We start from the raw sequence: 15,420 nt of genomic DNA on the forward strand, positions 1-15,420 counted from the left end.
CGCTCGACTTGCATGTGTTAGGCCTGCCGCCAGCGTTCAATCTGAGCCATGATCAAACTCTTCAATTTAAGATTTTGTTCGGCTCAATGAATACTGAACATTACATAAGTAATGTTTGAATTGACTGTGCTGAATCTTTCGATTCAATGGTCACTTCGTTTCATTGAAACCTAATTTGATACCGCTTTCCGTTAAGAAAGAAATATCTAATTGGATTATCATCAACGAGTGCCCACACAGATTGATAGGTCTATATTGTTAAAGAGCTTGCTTCGTAAGCTTTGCTATCGAAGCGGAGGCGTATTCTAAGGAATTAATTTTCAGTGTCAAACACTTTTTTAAATTAATTTTTAGAAGTTTTCTTTCGCCTTCTTGCCAACCGCTTTTGCGTTTCCGCTTTGCCCTGACAACGGAGGCGCATTATAGGGAGATGATTTTTCTTGGCAACCCCTTTTCAGAAAAAAAATCAAAAAAAAGCGTCGAATGATTAAATCTCACTCAAACGCTTATTTTTAGCACTCAGTTGTTAACTTCAAGTAGCAAATAGGCAATCAATATGTGTCTAGCCAAGACTCTTCAAAGCCTGTGATATCGAGACTCATTGATTGCGCCGCTTCGATTTGCTCGAGAGCCTCCAATTCTTTATTTACACTGCTCATCGTCAGTGTGTTGTTGTCTAGCTCAAACACCTGACTTTGAGTCGTATAGTAGAACTTAAGGATCGTCAGCGCTTTTACATCGCCATTGTTCGCGGCTGCTTTAATGCTTTTTAGTTTACGAAAGATCTTGTTGTGCAGCTGCTTGAGTTTCCAAACGTACAGCACTTCTTCCATGTATGGTCGAGTTTTAATTTGATTCAATAAAGAGAGGGAAGTTGCAACTGCGAGAACGACACCAATCAAATTCCAATGGAAATTGCCCGTTGATTGTTCTGGTACGACTTCAGTGTTGCCAAACAAAACAATCAGCAAGGTACTAAAGGCAAGAGAGGAGATGGCGAGCAACGCAACAAAACCGCCAATCACAAGGTTTACTTTCTTTTTATAAATGTCTTTATTTATCTGTTTGATTTCCATATACCGCTCCTAACAGGTTACCTCTATTTTAACCAGCGCACTCCGCACGACAATCGAAGCTTTGTAAGTAAGTTCACATTTGCTATTAAACTCGCATCCCTTCCCTGCTTGGGTATATACTTCCGCGCATTCACTCTTCCTATATAGAGGCTAAATTCATGCGCTCTTTTGTTTTACGAGCTCGCGCGGCGCCAACCACCAGCAAAGCACTGTTAGAAGGTGTTGGTAATGAAGCGCATACAGAGATTCTTGCTCATACCATGATGAACACTATGTTCGTTGCTCAATCACACCGTGAAGATGTGGTTGTTCACTTGGTTTTGGAAAGCACAAAAGACTTCTCACGCACCATTACTATTCGCTCCAACGACATCACCAACATTGGCGGCTTCCATGAGTCAACCTTGATTGCAGCAGTGGCTCGCGCTTTGGATGCTTCGGTTGGTATGGGTAAAGAGCAACTTCGTGAAGTCGAACCTGGTATTACCGTTCGTACAGTGAGCTTTGAACGCCTAGTACAAGAACTGGCAGAAGATCACCAACTATATATGCTGGATAAGAAAGGCGAATTTGTTCGTGATGCAGAAATTGGTGAAAATCCATGTTTCTTGCTAACTGACCATATACCGATGCCGAAAAAGTCTTTTAACAGCTTAAAGCGCCTTGGCACAGAGAAGATCAGCTTAGGTCCTAAGATGCTTTTCGCTTCTCAGTGTGTAGTATTGATCCACAATGAGTTGGACATACGCGAATTCTAGTTATTCGCGCACACGTTGCTAGATAATGAAAGAGGACTCTATTGAGTCCTCTTTTTGTTTCTATAGTAATGCTAAGTTTACTTACCACCAATGCTCAAACGAGCAAAACGAACGTCTGGCGAGAAGAAAGTTCGGCTATCGTTAATTAGCTGAGTATCACCTACTGCCTCAACTTCTTGCAGCATATTGTAGAAGTTACCCGCTACCGTGATCCCACGAACTGGTTGAATGCGCTTACCATCACGGCACAAGAAACCACTCGCGCCAAATGAGAAATCACCACTCACTGCATCCGCACCAGAATGGACACCTTGAAGTTCGACTAACTCTAGGTACTCACCCGCTTTTACTTCTGACGCACTGCTGTTACCCGTCGCAATCACTTTGTGATTCGCTGATACGTCTAGGCTCGATTTTGCACCGCGAGCGGCACTTGCTGTCGAGACTGCGCCCAAGTAACTTGCGGTCTGGCTGTTGTGTAGCAAGGTTTTCAACTCACCATTAGCAATCATGACATTATCTTGAGTAGCGAAGCCTTCACTATCAAAACTCGCGATTGCCATACCATTTGGCATGTAAGCCGTATCAGTAAAGGTAATTAAATCACTCGCAACACGTTGACCAAGCTTGTCACCCAGTGGCGTAATGCCTTTCATCGCGCTTACGCCAGAGAAAGCACTGCCGAAAGCACCGAATAAACTTGCTAGCGCATTGATGTGGAAGATAGCAGGGTAGTTACCCGTCGCAACCGGTGCGCCTTCAAGAAGATCGCGAGCAAGGTTGTAGCCACCCTCGATACAGTAAGCTGGATTCAACTCATCAAAACGGCGACCCAGTGACATTCTACCCGCCATTGACTGTTTGCCGTCTTTTTCAAACAAGGTATACGCGTAACAAGTGAACGAGCGCTCGAAGTGTTGACACAATGTGCCTTGAGTATTGGCAATGATCAGTTGTGTTTCGCCATCGCTGTAACCATTGTAAGGTGCGCTAGAGGCGTGAGGCAGAGCCACTACGCCTTGCTCAAGAGCGAGAGACAGTTCGATTTTTTCGTCAACAGAAGTTGTATCTTCTTGCGCAATCTCAGCAACATCAGTCGCGATTTGGCTGTTCACGCAACTAATTGTCTGATGTTCATCTTGCTTGGAAAAGCGAGCGCTTTGCAGTGCGTTGGTCAGCATCAAATCCAAGCTTGGTTGCTCTAACGACTCAGAATAGCTTGTTGCAACACGCGCATCTTTCACAACACGAACACCCAGAACTTGGCTTGAGCTTACTTTGTACTCATCCAGCTTTCCTTGGTTCGCTTTCAAAGAAAAGCTACTGTTACGGTTTACAATGACGTCCGCTTCTGCACCTTGGCGTTTTGCTTCTGATAGGACGTAATCAACCGCATTAAGAAGTTGTTGTTCTTGGCTCATTAGTTACCGCCTCCTACCAGAATGTTATCTACTTTCAGCGTTGGCTGACCGACAGTTGTTGGTACTGAACCACTCACGGAACCACACATGCCCGGCGCAAGCGCCATGTCTTTGCCGACCATGCTGATTTCTTTCAACACTTTTGGACCCGTGCTGATCAGCGTTGCTGTTTTCAGAGGCTTGGTGATTTTGCCATTTTCAATGAGGTAGGCTTCACGAACAGCAAAGTTAAACTCCCCCGTACCCGGTTGAACAGAGCCACCGCCCATCTTCTTCGCATAGATACCACGTTCGATGCCTGCCAGCATGTCATTAAGTGAATGCTCGCCCTCTTCGATAAAGGTGTTACGCATGCGCGAGGTTGGTGCGAACTTGTAGTTTTGACGACGACCAGAACCCGTAGGCTCATAACCTGTCTTCATGCCACCCATTTTATCGACCATGAAGCTGGTTAGCTTACCGTCTTTGATCAGTTGAGTGCGCTGAGTCTTCATACCTTCATCATCAATGTGAATCGAGCCCCATTCGTTGGTCATGGTGCCATCATCGACTGCATTCACTGCGGTGTGAGCAACCATTTCGCCCATCTTGTCGTGGAAGACTGATGCTTTCTTCGCAACTGAAGTGGTTTCTAGCAAGTGACCACATGCTTCATGGAAGATAACGCCGCCAAAGCCGTTACCAATCACCACCGGCATTTCACCCGATGGACAAGCATCCGCGCCAAGTTTTACTAACGCTTGCTGCGCGATAGTTTGACCTAGCTCTTTGGCATCAAGCTGTTCACTGAATTCCCAACCAGCAAGAGCGCCAGGACCTTCCATACCAGAAGACTGCTCATTACCTTTTTGCGCGACAGTGTTACCAGCAACACGAATGTAGTGGCGAGTATCGTCAACGTGTAGACCTTCTGAGTTGAAGATAGACACTTGTTGCTCGCGCTGAAGAACGCTGCCAATAAACTGGCTGATATGTTCACTCTCAGCACGTGCGGCTTGGTCAACTTTCAATAGAAACGCGATTTTTGAATCTAGGTTAGCATCCTTACCTAGCGGCATGCGGCAACCATGTTGGATTGGGTAGCGGTTCAAATTCAAAGAACCCGCTGACGCGATTTGCTCACGCTTGTCTTTTGCAGCAAGCAGCGAGGTTACGCGCTTTAGTTCGGCTTCATCTGTGCTGTTGGTGTAACCGTAAAGCACCTTATGACCGAAAAAAAGACGAATACCGATACCAAAATCGATACCCGAGTTAACCTTATCCACTTCACCAGATGCGATCTGGACAGTGTTGGTTTGGTGATGTTCAACGAATAGTTCAGCGAAATCAGCCCCCAAAAAGAGCGCATGATCGATCACTGACTTCGCTGTTACAGAATTAAGCATGAAGTCTCCTTGCTCGATGATCGTCTTAGCCTTCCTAATTAACTGTGAAAAAGTTCAACAAAGTTAAATTGGCAACACGTTAAATTTTAACAGTTTTTTAACCTTGTTTTGTGCTAATCCTTGCTTAACGAGACCACGATTATTTATTAAATATTCCAGGTTCTGCTCATTCACCAGAGCGTTGCACTAGTAAATTCCACCCAGCAAACCATTTAGGTGCTTACTTTATCACTCACCTCGCATAATTGAATACTCATTATAATTACGCTCAAAAAACGTATCCCTTCCGCAATGGTCCTGCTATCATCCGAACGAAATAGTCGGGGGGCCACACGACAAGTGTTGGCTGAGATCGAAATTCGAGACCCGTTGAACCTGATTCAGTTAGCACTGACGTAGGGAACTATGCACACTTTGCCTTTCGTCGCCCCTCTTAGGTAAGCGATAGCGATCGAAAAATCGATCTATCTGCAACGGTCAAAGTCAGTTCCTATACGTCTTGTAGTAGGAGCGACCATGACGCAGCAATCACAACCTCATTCACATCACACGCCAGCCTTGCCTACCCCTATCGTATTGACCATCGCGGGCTCAGACAGTGGTGGCGGTGCAGGTATTCAAGCCGACATCAAAGCGATGTCCGCAACCGGCAGTTTTGCTTGCTCGGTAATCACGGCGATTACTTCGCAAAATACCCAAGGCGTTTCTGCGATTTTCCCCATTCCTCTCGACCATGTAGAGAGCCAACTTGATGCAGTATTTACCGACCTCAACATCGTTGCAGTCAAAGTGGGCATGCTGGCAGATTCCAACATCATCAAAGTCGTTGCAGACAAAATTAAACAATACCAGCCAAAACACCTCGTGATTGACCCTGTGATGGTGGCCACCAGCGGCGATCTATTACTGGAACAGTCGGCAATCAGCACTTTAAAAGAAGAATTGATTCCGCTCGCAGACATCATTACCCCTAACCTACCCGAAGGCGCAGCATTGACGGGTAAGCCAATGCCTCAATCAGAATCTGAAATGAACGATATGATTACCGACCTTCGTGCGCTTGGCGCCAAAGCTATTCTGCTCAAAGGCGGTCACCTTGAAGAAAATGAAAACAGCAACGATCTGCTTATCATGCAAGACAGTGCCGAGTTAATTAGCGCCAAGCGATTTCCAACCAAAAACACTCATGGCACAGGCTGTACACTTTCTTCCGCCATTGCGTCTTATCTTGGCCAAGGCAACAACCTACACAAAGCGGTGCACCTGGGTAAGCAGTACATCAGCCAAGCTATCGCACACGCTGATGAATTGGATGTAGGTAAAGGCCATGGCCCTGTGAACCACTTTTTTGCGGGTCATACTTATGTTCGCTAACGCGATTGGCATTCAGCTTTCCGATGCTAGTCTGCGATACAAAGACAGCCAAACACCAACGCTAGCAGGGTTGAGTATGACTATTCCTGCTAATCAATGGACAGTGTTACTTGGTCGCAGTGGCTGCGGAAAAACGACGATATTGCGTTACTTAGCTGGCCTACTGGATGACCAAGTTGACTGGCATGGCGAACTCATCACAACGGATGGCGCTGCACTGCATGACCGTATCGCTTACATGGCTCAGCAGGATTTATTGCTACCGTGGTTGAATGTGTTAGACAACGTCTGCCTCAGTTCTCGATTTTCTCAAGAGCAAGCACCAGAGCAAAATAGACAACGTGCACTGGCTTTACTAAACCAAGTAAAACTCGCCGATTACGCGGATGCTAAACCAACTCAGCTCTCTGGCGGCATGAGACAACGTGTTGCCCTTGCTCGCACTCTGATGCAAGACAAACCTCTGGTTCTGATGGATGAGCCTTTCTCTGCGTTGGACGCGGTTACTCGCCATAAGTTGCAGACCTTGTCTGCCGAATTACTGAAAGATAAGACCGTTGTTCTTATTACCCACGACCCACAAGAAGCGGTGCGATTAGCTCACCAACTCTATGTACTGCAAGGTACGCCTGCGCAAGCTCAGCACTTGGTTGTTCCGGATTCCAAGCCACCACGAGTTCTCGATGGAGAGTGCGCCGCGCTTCAACAAGCGATTTTGGATCAATTGGAGAAAGGCTATGAGTGATATGACTCAGTACAACTCCGTTTCGGCACGCGTTAGTAAAAAAGAACGCGTGACCCATCCGGCTCTACGCTTAGTTATCAGCACAGCGGTGATCTTGGGATTGTGGCAGATGGTTGTTGTGGTATTCGACATGCCAAGCTTCATCTTACCTTCACCAATTGAAGTGCTGGATAGATTAGTCACTCGTTACGATGTTCTGCTCAAACATACTTGGGTTACCGCGCAAGAGATTTTACTTGGCTTGGCGCTTGGATTATCAATGGGTTTGCTGTTCGCATTGCAAATGCTGATGTTCGAGCCGCTGAAGCGTTGGTTACTGCCAATTCTGATTGCTAGCCAAGCGATCCCTGTATTCGCTATCGCGCCAGTGCTCATGCTTTGGCTGGGTTACGGCATTGCATCGAAAGTAGTCATGGCGGCGATCATCATCTTTTTCCCCGTCACGACATGTTGCTATGACGGCTTGCGCAATACGCCAACAGGTTACCTCGACCTTGCCAAGACCATGGGCGCGTCTAAATGGCAGCTACTTCGTCATATTCAATTGCCAGCCGCCCTACCAACTTTAGCCTCAGGTATTCGTGTTGCCGTCGTTATTGCGCCAATTGGAGCAGTGGTCGGTGAGTGGGTAGGTTCAAGTGAAGGCTTGGGTTATCTGATGCTCCAAGCTAACGCTCGCATGATCATTGATGAGATGTTTGCGGCGCTGTTTATCCTCGCCGTGCTGTCTATCGCACTCTACTTCATCACCGATAAATTATTGAAAAAAGCCATCCCTTGGGAAAGCAAGTAATTGCCGAAAATAACCAAAGGAAATTGGGAAAGAAAAGGAAGAACCCCGTGAATAAAAACAAACTTATGAGCGCTGCTGCTCTACTCGCTTCAGTGGTATCAACCAATGTGCTTGCAGCAGAAAAAGAGATGACACTGATGTTGGATTGGTTCGTCAACCCAAATCATGGTCCTATCGTGATTGCCAAAGAGCGTGGTTACTTCAAAGAACAAGGTTTGAAGGTCAACATTCAAGAGCCGGCAGATCCAAGCACGCCACCTAAGTTGGTCGCGGCGGGTAAAGTCGACATGGCGATTTCATACCAACCGAGCCTAACTATCGATGTCGCAGCTGGTTTGCCACTAATCCGCTCTGCGACTTTGATTGCTACGCCACTCAACACTCTGATGGTGTTGGATAACGGTAAGAATGAAAACCTTGGCGACTTGAAAGGCAAGAAGATCGGTATTGCGATCGCAGGCAACGAAGAAGCGACAATCGGCACCATGCTAACTCAAGAGAACGTGAAGTTTTCTGACGTACAAATCATCAACGTAGGTTGGGCGCTGTCTTCGTCTCTTGCGTCTGGAAAGGTGGATGCGATTTGGGGCGGTCTACGTAACTTCGAAACCAACCAACTGGCACTAGAAGGTTATAAAGCTAAGGCCTTCTTCCCTGAAGAACACGGCGTGCCAGCGTATGACGAGTTAGTCTTCGTAGCCAATGCAAAAACCTACGACAAAGAAGCCATCAAGGCATTCAACAAAGCGCTAGAGCAAGCAACCACTTACATCGTTAACCATCCAAAAGAATCTTGGAAAGAGTTTGTTGCTTATTCACCAGACACGCTCAACAACGAGCTTAACCAACGCGCTTGGAACGACACGCTAACTCGTTTTGCTCTTCGTCCATCCGCAGTAGATCTGAAACGCTACGATGATTATGCGCAATTCATGTATTCACAAAAAATCATCGAAACACTGCCAAAAGCGAAAGATTACGTACCGAACTTTGACTAATTCTACTGACTTTGGGCTCTAAGCCTAGGGTCTTTTGATAACGAGATACCCATAATGAAATACCAAGATTTGATCGACGCTTGCCGCCAAGATTGGCAAGAATACACTGAGCATGCTTTCGTGCAGCAATTGGCGCAAGGCACTCTGGCTCAGCCTTGTTTTCTGCATTACCTAAAGCAGGATTTTCTTTTCCTAAAACAGTACGCACGAGCCTACGCATTAGCGATCTACAAAGCACGTACTTTGGATGACATGCGCCGTGCCTTACCAAGCGTACATGCATTGCTCGATTCTGAAATTGCCCACCACGTGACTTACTGTGAGCAATGGGGACTGACAGAATCCGACTTAGAAAACGAGCCAGAAGATTTCGGCACTGTGGCTTACACCCGTTACGTATTAGATGCTGGCATGACGGGCGATCTTGTTGATCTATACGCGGCACTAGCGCCATGCTCCATCGGTTATGCCGTAATCGGTAAGGTGCTGATTGAAGATGAAAAGACCGTAATCGAAGGCAACCCATATGCAAGTTGGATCAACCTCTACGGTGGTGAGGAATTCCAATCTGGTGTCGCAAAAGGGGCAGAACACTTTAATCAGTTGCTAGCAGAAATTGATATCAACAGCCAGCGCGGTCAAAACCTGATTCAGGTATTCAAAACCGCAACGCGTATGGAAGTAGCATTCTGGCAACAAGGTCTGAACACTCAGCAAGATTAATCGGAGAGTCTCATGTTAATTGAACAAATCACCCAAGCATTAACCGCAGTACGCCAGCAAAAGCCGTTAGTCGTCAACATCACTAACTACGTGGTGATGAATAACACAGCAAACGCACTATTAGCGATCGGCGCTTCTCCAATCATGGCGCACTCCAAACAAGAGATGGCAGAGATGATGTCGTTTGCTGGCGCTTTGGTGATCAACATCGGCACCCTAGACAGCGTTTGGACGCCGCGCATGAGCTATGCCGTCGAGCAAGCCAATTCGAACGGTAAAATTGTTGTGCTCGACCCTGTCGGTTGCGGTGCAAGTTCACTGCGTACAGAGACATCGCGTGAGATCGCACGCCTTGCAAACAAGCTGATCATCCGTGGTAACGCCTCAGAAATCATTGCACTCGCTGGCGAGCAAGCACAAAGCAAAGGCGTCGATGCGTTAGACAGCAGCGACGCAGCACTTGGCGCAGCAAACTTCTTAGTCGCAGAGTATGGTGCGAGCGTAGTGATTTCTGGCGAGACTGATTACATCGTCACGAAGGAACAAACCGTGCAACTGAACAATGGTCACGAGATGATGCCATACGTAACGGGCATGGGCTGCACACTAACGGCACTGACTGGCGCTTTCGCAGCAATCGGCGACGAAACGGGCCTTGCTGCAGCAGCGGTGCTTGGCGTTGTGGGGGAAATTGCGGCTGAGCAAGCGCGAGGGCCAGGTAGCTTGCAAATGCATCTTTTGGATGAGCTTTACCAACTGGATGAAGAAACACTGGCAACACGTCTTAAATTACAAGTGAGATAAATCGCTTCTCAATGCTTTAAACGCCTCTCACTCCAACGAAAGTGGGAGGCGAAAGGAAACACAATGAACGCCTATCGTTTGTATTTGGTCACCGACGACCAACAAGATTTACCCACTCTCAAACACGTTGTAAGAAAGGCGGTAGAAGGTGGGGTCACCATGGTACAGGTGCGCGAAAAGCATGGTGACGTTCGTGAATTTATTGAACGAGCTCAAGCCGTGAAGACGATCCTTGAAGGCACTGGCGTCCCGTTAATCATCAATGATCGTGTTGATGTTGCACTTGCCGTCGATGCCGATGGTGTTCACCTCGGGCAGTCAGACATGCCAGCAGAGATCGCTCGTCAATTGATTGGCCCAAACAAGATTCTCGGCTTATCGATTGAGACTGAAGATCAACTGGCAGAGGCGGATTCTCTGCCCATTGATTACATCGGCTTGAGTGCCATCTTCGCTACGCCGACCAAAACCAACACCAAAAAACACTGGGGTATTGAAGGTTTGAAGATGGCGTTGAACACCACGTCCTTACCAATCGTCGCTATTGGTGGCATTAACGAAAGTAACATTCCGCAACTCAGCGCCACTGGTGTTCATGGCTTAGCTTTGGTTTCAGCGATTTGCCACGCAGAAGATCCAAAAGCCGCATCGGAATATTTATTAGGGTTGATGAGCTAACCTTGCTCACGCCTGAACAAAGCGCTTATGGATGAGCGCGTTTGCCTTTCAGTACTTTCAACAACCTCTCCTTTCACAACGAAGAGCTGCAATGTCACTTTCACGCTCGAATTGACAGAGCGTTGATAAGTTTTTCACGCCAGATAACGTAAGATAAGCCCCTTATTTTCACGTGGTTGAATAACCCTCAATAAAAACAAAACGCTCTCAATGAAAACCAAAAAATATGGATTGATGATGCTCGCCTTGTTTGTTCTTGGCATCATCCCAATGTCGCTGTTTGGCTCTTATCACAATCTCACTTCACAGGTGCCGGAAAGTCTGGGTATTACTTTTACTTTGCTCACAGATTCTGCTGGTAGCAAAGGCTTTTTAATTACGTTAACACTGCTACTGCTTTCTTTATTTCGCTTTAAACCAAGTCGCATTGAGTGGATACAAAAACTCTCAATGTTAGGGTTGTTACTGGTGATTGGTTTTGCCAGCAAAACGGGGCTAAAACTGATGACAGAAAGCCCGCGTCCCTACACGGAATTGCTCGCAGCAGAACAATTGATTGAGCACCCAGACGCGTTTTATCAGTTGGATACAAAGCAGCAAGCCAACGTAATTAACCAGATTTCTGAACACGTCAGTGATTGGCGAACGCGCCATTGGCAAGGCGAGAAAGACTATTCTTTCCCATCCGGCCATACGATTTTCGTTTCGATTTGTTTGGCTTTCTTTGGCGGGTTGTTCTTACAGAACAAGTGCTATATCTCTGCACTGTCATTATGGATGTGGGGAATGAGCGTCGCATATAGCCGCTTATGGCTGGGGATGCACCGCCCTGAAGATTTAATAGGCTCAGTCTTGTTTGTCGCGATTGTATTTACTTTACTCCCGACATTTCAAATTAAGAAACAGATGCCATTTGTTTCTCTCGCTTCGCGCTAATGTGAACGATTACTAGATAAAAAAGAAGCCAGCGATTCGCTGGCTTCTTGCTTTAAAACGCTACTTTTTTCTAACCATTTCTTGGTGGTTCAAACGCTGTTAGTTCTAATTCTGGGCCAGTGTATTTTTCAATACGAACCAGCGCCGAGTTCGCCGCACAGCCGTTTGCAAGTCGAGAGGTCGGAATATCCAACGTTAACACGTTACAACCGCCGTTCTTACAAATGCCGGTTTTCGGATCCAGATCCGGCCAGCCGCCTTCATGAATACACACTGAACCTTGCTTGATTCGGTCAGTCACTTCTGCACCAACCAATACTTGACCACGGTTGTTAAACGCACGAACTAAATCGCCCGTTTTAATACCACGCGCTTTCGCATCTTCAGGGTGAATCCAAATAGGTTCACGGTTTGCAATTGCGTACTCTTCGCGAATCTTCGCGTAGTTAAACTGGCTGTGTAGACGATGCGCTGCGTGCGCGGTCATTAGCTGCAACTCGCCGTCTTTTGCATTGCCAGTGTACTCGGTTGGTGCCATCCACGTTGGGTGTGGAGGACAGTCTTCCAACTGATAACCTTCAATGGTTTTCGAGAAGATTTCGATCTTACCACTTGGTGTACCGAGTGGATTCATGATCGGGTCTTCACGGAAATCTGCGTAACGAACAAACTGTGCGTTCTTCTCGTTCCACTTCATCTCGATCAGTTGGTTATCTTCCCAGAACTTGCTGAAGTTCGGCATTGCTACGCGAGAGCCACGGCCACCTTGTTGCGCCGCCTTGTAGAAGCCGTACAGCCATTCCATTTCAGTTTTGCCTTCGGTGTATACGTCACGGCCACCCGGAGCTAGCATCTCGGCCATGTCCGCGAATACATCGAAGTCATTACGCGCTTCACCTTGCGGCTCAACCACTTGCTTCATTGGCACCAAGTGTTGGTTACTGTAGTCACCCGTCATCGTTAAGTCGTTACGCTCGAACGATGTGGTGATTGGCAGAACAATGTCCGCGTGCTTCGCAGCCGCCGTCCAGTAAGGCTCTGAAATCACGATCAGCTCAGGCTTTTGCCACGCTTTGATCAGACGGTTGGTGTCTTGGTGGTGAGTAAAGTTCGCACCACCTGCCCACCAAATCATCTTGATGTCCGGGAACGTCAGTTCATGACCGTTATGATGGTAGGATTGACCTGGGTTTTCCAACGCCTCGACAATACGCGCCACAGGGAAGCTTTGCACCGCGCCAGACACCGCCCAGTCGTTCCCCGCAGAAGAGCCGCCACCCAGCGATGCCGAAATCGCAGGAAGTACGCCAGCATCACGAGCAGGGTTACCACCGTTTGAGTAGTGGTAAGAGAAACCAAAACCACCGCCCGGTAAACCGATTTGACCCAACATTGTTGCCAGTGTAACCAGCATCCAGTGACGCTGCTCACCGTATTGTTGGCGCTGCATGCCCCAACCAGCCATCAGCATGGTGCGGTTTTTACTGAAGATGTCAGCCAGTAGCTCAAGTTGCTTCGCAGGTACGCCACAGATTTGTGATGCCCATTCTGCTGATTTTTCTACGCCGTCTTCTTCGCCCATCAGGTACGCTTCAAACTTGTCGTAACCTGCGGTGTATTTATCGAGGAAGGCTTTATCGTGCTTACCTTGTTTCACTAAGGTGTGTGCGATACCCATCATCATTGCCACGTCGGTCATTGGGTGAGGAGCAATCCACTCCGCATTCTCACCAAAGAACTCGATGGTTTCAGAACGAATAGGGTCAATAGCGATAACCGTCTTGCCTGATTTTTTCAACTGATGGAAGAACTCAAGACCAGCACAGTCTGTTGAGCTCCACGCGATTTTTAGAGTGTTGATCGGGTTTAAGCCCCAAAGCACAACCACATCGCTGTGCTCTAGTACCACTGGGTACGTGGTTTGTTGCTCATACACTTCGATAGAGCCCACAACGTGCGGCATGATGACCTGCGCAGCACCCGTTGAGTAGTCACCCAAGTGGCCTGAATAGCCGCCCGCCATGCTCATGTAACGTTGCAGCAAGGTTTGTGCTTTGTGCAGCACGCCACTTGAGCGCCAGCCGTAAGAGCCTGCAAACACAGAAGCCGGGCCATATTCTTTGCGAATTCGCATGTGCTGTTCGTGGATCAGCTTGTAAGCCTCATCCCAAGACACACGCACAAACTCATCACTACCGCGCACACCTTCTGGCGACGATGGGTTTGCCAAGTAGCCTTTACGTACCATTGGGTACTTCACACGCGCCTTGGTATGCACTTGGTCAGGCCCAGTAGTTTGTAGACTATTTGGTACAGTTTGTGGAAGAGCATTAGTAGTCGAAACCAACTTACCATCTTTCACTTCACATAACATTGGGCCCATGCGGCCCGCTGTCAAAATGCCCTTGCCACGCTGGTTTGAAGACGCAACAGACATAGGTGCAAATGAAGTGAATGCCATTGCACCAGCCGCCATACCAGTGCCTTTTAGAAATCCGCGACGGGTCATATTAGTCATAATCTTATCCTTCTATTTATCGTTAGTGACCAACCACATCTTTCGCGTGGTGCTGGAAGAACTTGGTTAGAATTTCTAGGTTCTCGGCTGAAATATCAGTTCGATCACCCATACTTTTCGCTACCGGTCCCCATGCATTCACTGTGAAGTGATTTGAAGGAATTTTCGCGTGACAAGTTGCACAGTAAACGTTGTCCAACTCTTCTGCGTATGACCATACTGGTTCAAGCGTGTCAACAACTGGAGAATCAATAGCGCCAGTTAGAGAAACCGCGCGCCATTCGTTGCCGTAAACATCTGCCTCAAATTCACCAGTTTCAAGCGCTTGTTGGCCTTGCTCTGTTAGCGTTGCTACGATGGCACGTTGACCTTCTCCCATGTAAAGCACTTGCTCTGCGCCTTTCATTTGGAATGCGTTCAACTTAACAGTGCGGTTGTCGCCTTTAGAGCTGATTACTTCCAACTTCGTCGTTGGGTTAATTTTGCCCATCTCACCCATTGCGATTTCAGTCACAGGGTAAACGACTTTGGCACCAGGTGATGTTTTTGTGGTGAAGCTCATCAACGTTTCAAATGCCTTGCTGTCTAGCTCTGCTTCTGGTGCAAAGTGCGCCACACCTTTATGACAATCGATACACGTTTGATCGTTTGCTTTCGCGTAAGCGTGCATCTTCGCCGCATCACGTGATTGCTCAAACTCTTCCATTGCATCGAAATCATGACACGAACGACACGTCGCTGAATCATTTTCACGGAACTGAGCCCATACCGTTTCAGCCATATCTTTACGATGTGCTTCATATTTCTCTGGCGTGTCGATCTTACCTGTCACAAATTCATGGTAGATGTCTTTCGACGCGCGAATTTTGGTGATCAGGTAATCCATTGGTTCTTGAGGAATATGACAGTCAGAACATTCCGCGCGAATGCCTTTCGCATTACTGAAGTGCACTGAGCCTTGGTACTCTTTGTAAGGGGTTTCCATAGAGTGGCACGAGAGACAAAATTCAGTATCTGAGGTGTAATGCATTACTGCCGCACTCCCCCCCAAAGTTAACCAGCCCACACCAATGCCGGCAGCAACCAGCAGTGCAACATATCGTTTTTTTATTGACATAATTAGCAACACTTCCAAATAAAATGTAATTATAGGTCGCAAATTACTACTTTATGGGTAGTCCTCTCTTGATCCACATCATTTCCGTGTTGCT

General features: G+C 47.3%; 14 protein-coding genes, 1 rRNA gene and 1 riboswitch. Of the genes, 9 read left to right on the forward strand and 6 right to left on the reverse strand.

The features are described from left to right. Both R7E51_RS05835 and R7E51_RS05840 read right to left on the reverse strand, forming a co-directional pair. Window positions 1-68 (reverse strand): 16S ribosomal RNA (locus R7E51_RS05835); the annotation flags it as partial. A gap of 483 nt (window positions 69-551) precedes the next feature. Then, window positions 552-1,076 (reverse strand): DUF3087 domain-containing protein, encoded by a 525-nt coding sequence (locus R7E51_RS05840; protein WP_017820996.1) that lies wholly within the window; start codon window positions 1,074-1,076, stop codon window positions 552-554. A 158-nt stretch (window positions 1,077-1,234) separates the two neighbouring features. Here R7E51_RS05840 and trmY point away from each other — a divergent pair, with 158 nt between their 5' ends. Continuing rightward, on the forward strand, window positions 1,235-1,834 hold the full coding sequence (gene trmY / locus R7E51_RS05845; protein WP_017634347.1) for a tRNA (pseudouridine(54)-N(1))-methyltransferase TrmY: 600 nt from the start codon (window positions 1,235-1,237) through the stop codon (window positions 1,832-1,834). A gap of 77 nt (window positions 1,835-1,911) precedes the next feature. Here the strand turns inward: trmY and R7E51_RS05850 are convergent, their stop codons facing one another. Both R7E51_RS05850 and R7E51_RS05855 read right to left on the reverse strand, forming a co-directional pair. Next, window positions 1,912-3,255, reverse strand: a complete 1,344-nt coding sequence (locus R7E51_RS05850; RefSeq protein ID WP_017820997.1) for a TldD/PmbA family protein — start codon at window positions 3,253-3,255, stop codon at window positions 1,912-1,914. After that, the gene (locus R7E51_RS05855; protein WP_017820998.1) at window positions 3,255-4,640 is read right to left on the reverse strand and encodes a TldD/PmbA family protein; all 1,386 of its coding nucleotides are present in this window, start codon (window positions 4,638-4,640) and stop codon (window positions 3,255-3,257) included. Before R7E51_RS05855 ends, R7E51_RS05850 begins: the two co-directional genes overlap by 1 nt. A 311-nt stretch (window positions 4,641-4,951) precedes the next feature. Then, a riboswitch (TPP riboswitch) is annotated at window positions 4,952-5,059 on the forward strand. Window positions 5,060-5,156: 97 nt separating this feature from the next. Between R7E51_RS05855 and thiD the strand changes: the two genes are divergently transcribed. The 8 genes from thiD (at window position 5,157) to R7E51_RS05895 (ending at window position 11,691) form a co-directional block, all read left to right on the forward strand. Next, a complete protein-coding gene (gene thiD, locus R7E51_RS05860; RefSeq protein WP_005383329.1) occupies window positions 5,157-6,014 on the forward strand; it encodes a bifunctional hydroxymethylpyrimidine kinase/phosphomethylpyrimidine kinase in 858 nt (285 codons plus the stop codon). Then, a complete protein-coding gene (locus tag R7E51_RS05865; RefSeq protein ID WP_017820999.1) occupies window positions 6,004-6,759 on the forward strand; it encodes an ABC transporter ATP-binding protein in 756 nt (251 codons plus the stop codon). Before thiD ends, R7E51_RS05865 begins: the two co-directional genes overlap by 11 nt. After that, window positions 6,752-7,552, forward strand: a complete 801-nt coding sequence (locus R7E51_RS05870) for an ABC transporter permease (RefSeq protein WP_017821000.1) — start codon at window positions 6,752-6,754, stop codon at window positions 7,550-7,552. Before R7E51_RS05865 ends, R7E51_RS05870 begins: the two co-directional genes overlap by 8 nt. Before the next feature lie 47 nt (window positions 7,553-7,599). Then, window positions 7,600-8,550, forward strand: a complete 951-nt coding sequence (locus R7E51_RS05875; RefSeq protein WP_017821001.1) for an ABC transporter substrate-binding protein — start codon at window positions 7,600-7,602, stop codon at window positions 8,548-8,550. Window positions 8,551-8,604: 54 nt separating this feature from the next. After that, window positions 8,605-9,273 (forward strand): thiaminase II, encoded by a 669-nt coding sequence (gene tenA / locus R7E51_RS05880; protein ID WP_206957585.1) that lies wholly within the window; start codon window positions 8,605-8,607, stop codon window positions 9,271-9,273. A 12-nt stretch (window positions 9,274-9,285) separates the two neighbouring features. Beyond that, the gene (thiM, locus tag R7E51_RS05885; RefSeq protein WP_017821002.1) at window positions 9,286-10,077 is read left to right on the forward strand and encodes a hydroxyethylthiazole kinase; all 792 of its coding nucleotides are present in this window, start codon (window positions 9,286-9,288) and stop codon (window positions 10,075-10,077) included. Window positions 10,078-10,140: 63 nt separating this feature from the next. Continuing rightward, window positions 10,141-10,755 carry a thiamine phosphate synthase gene (gene thiE, locus R7E51_RS05890; protein WP_053350096.1) on the forward strand — a complete coding sequence of 205 codons (615 nt, stop codon included), beginning with the start codon at window positions 10,141-10,143 and terminating at the stop codon, window positions 10,753-10,755. Window positions 10,756-10,965: 210 nt separating this feature from the next. Continuing rightward, on the forward strand, window positions 10,966-11,691 hold the full coding sequence (locus tag R7E51_RS05895) for a phosphatase PAP2 family protein (protein WP_005374297.1): 726 nt from the start codon (window positions 10,966-10,968) through the stop codon (window positions 11,689-11,691). A gap of 70 nt (window positions 11,692-11,761) precedes the next feature. Here the strand turns inward: R7E51_RS05895 and R7E51_RS05900 are convergent, their stop codons facing one another. Together R7E51_RS05900 and R7E51_RS05905 are read right to left on the reverse strand one after the other, a co-directional pair. After that, window positions 11,762-14,209 (reverse strand): trimethylamine-N-oxide reductase 2, encoded by a 2,448-nt coding sequence (locus R7E51_RS05900; protein WP_017821005.1) that lies wholly within the window; start codon window positions 14,207-14,209, stop codon window positions 11,762-11,764. Between the two features lie 22 nt (window positions 14,210-14,231). Continuing rightward, window positions 14,232-15,326, reverse strand: coding sequence for a NapC/NirT family cytochrome c (locus tag R7E51_RS05905; protein ID WP_017821006.1), 1,095 nt, complete (start codon window positions 15,324-15,326; stop codon window positions 14,232-14,234). Between the last annotated feature and the right edge of the window lie 94 nt (window positions 15,327-15,420).

It is taken from the genome of Vibrio sp. Vb1166, from assembly GCF_033338695.1.
Lineage (GTDB): Bacteria > Pseudomonadota > Gammaproteobacteria > Enterobacterales > Vibrionaceae > Vibrio > Vibrio alginolyticus.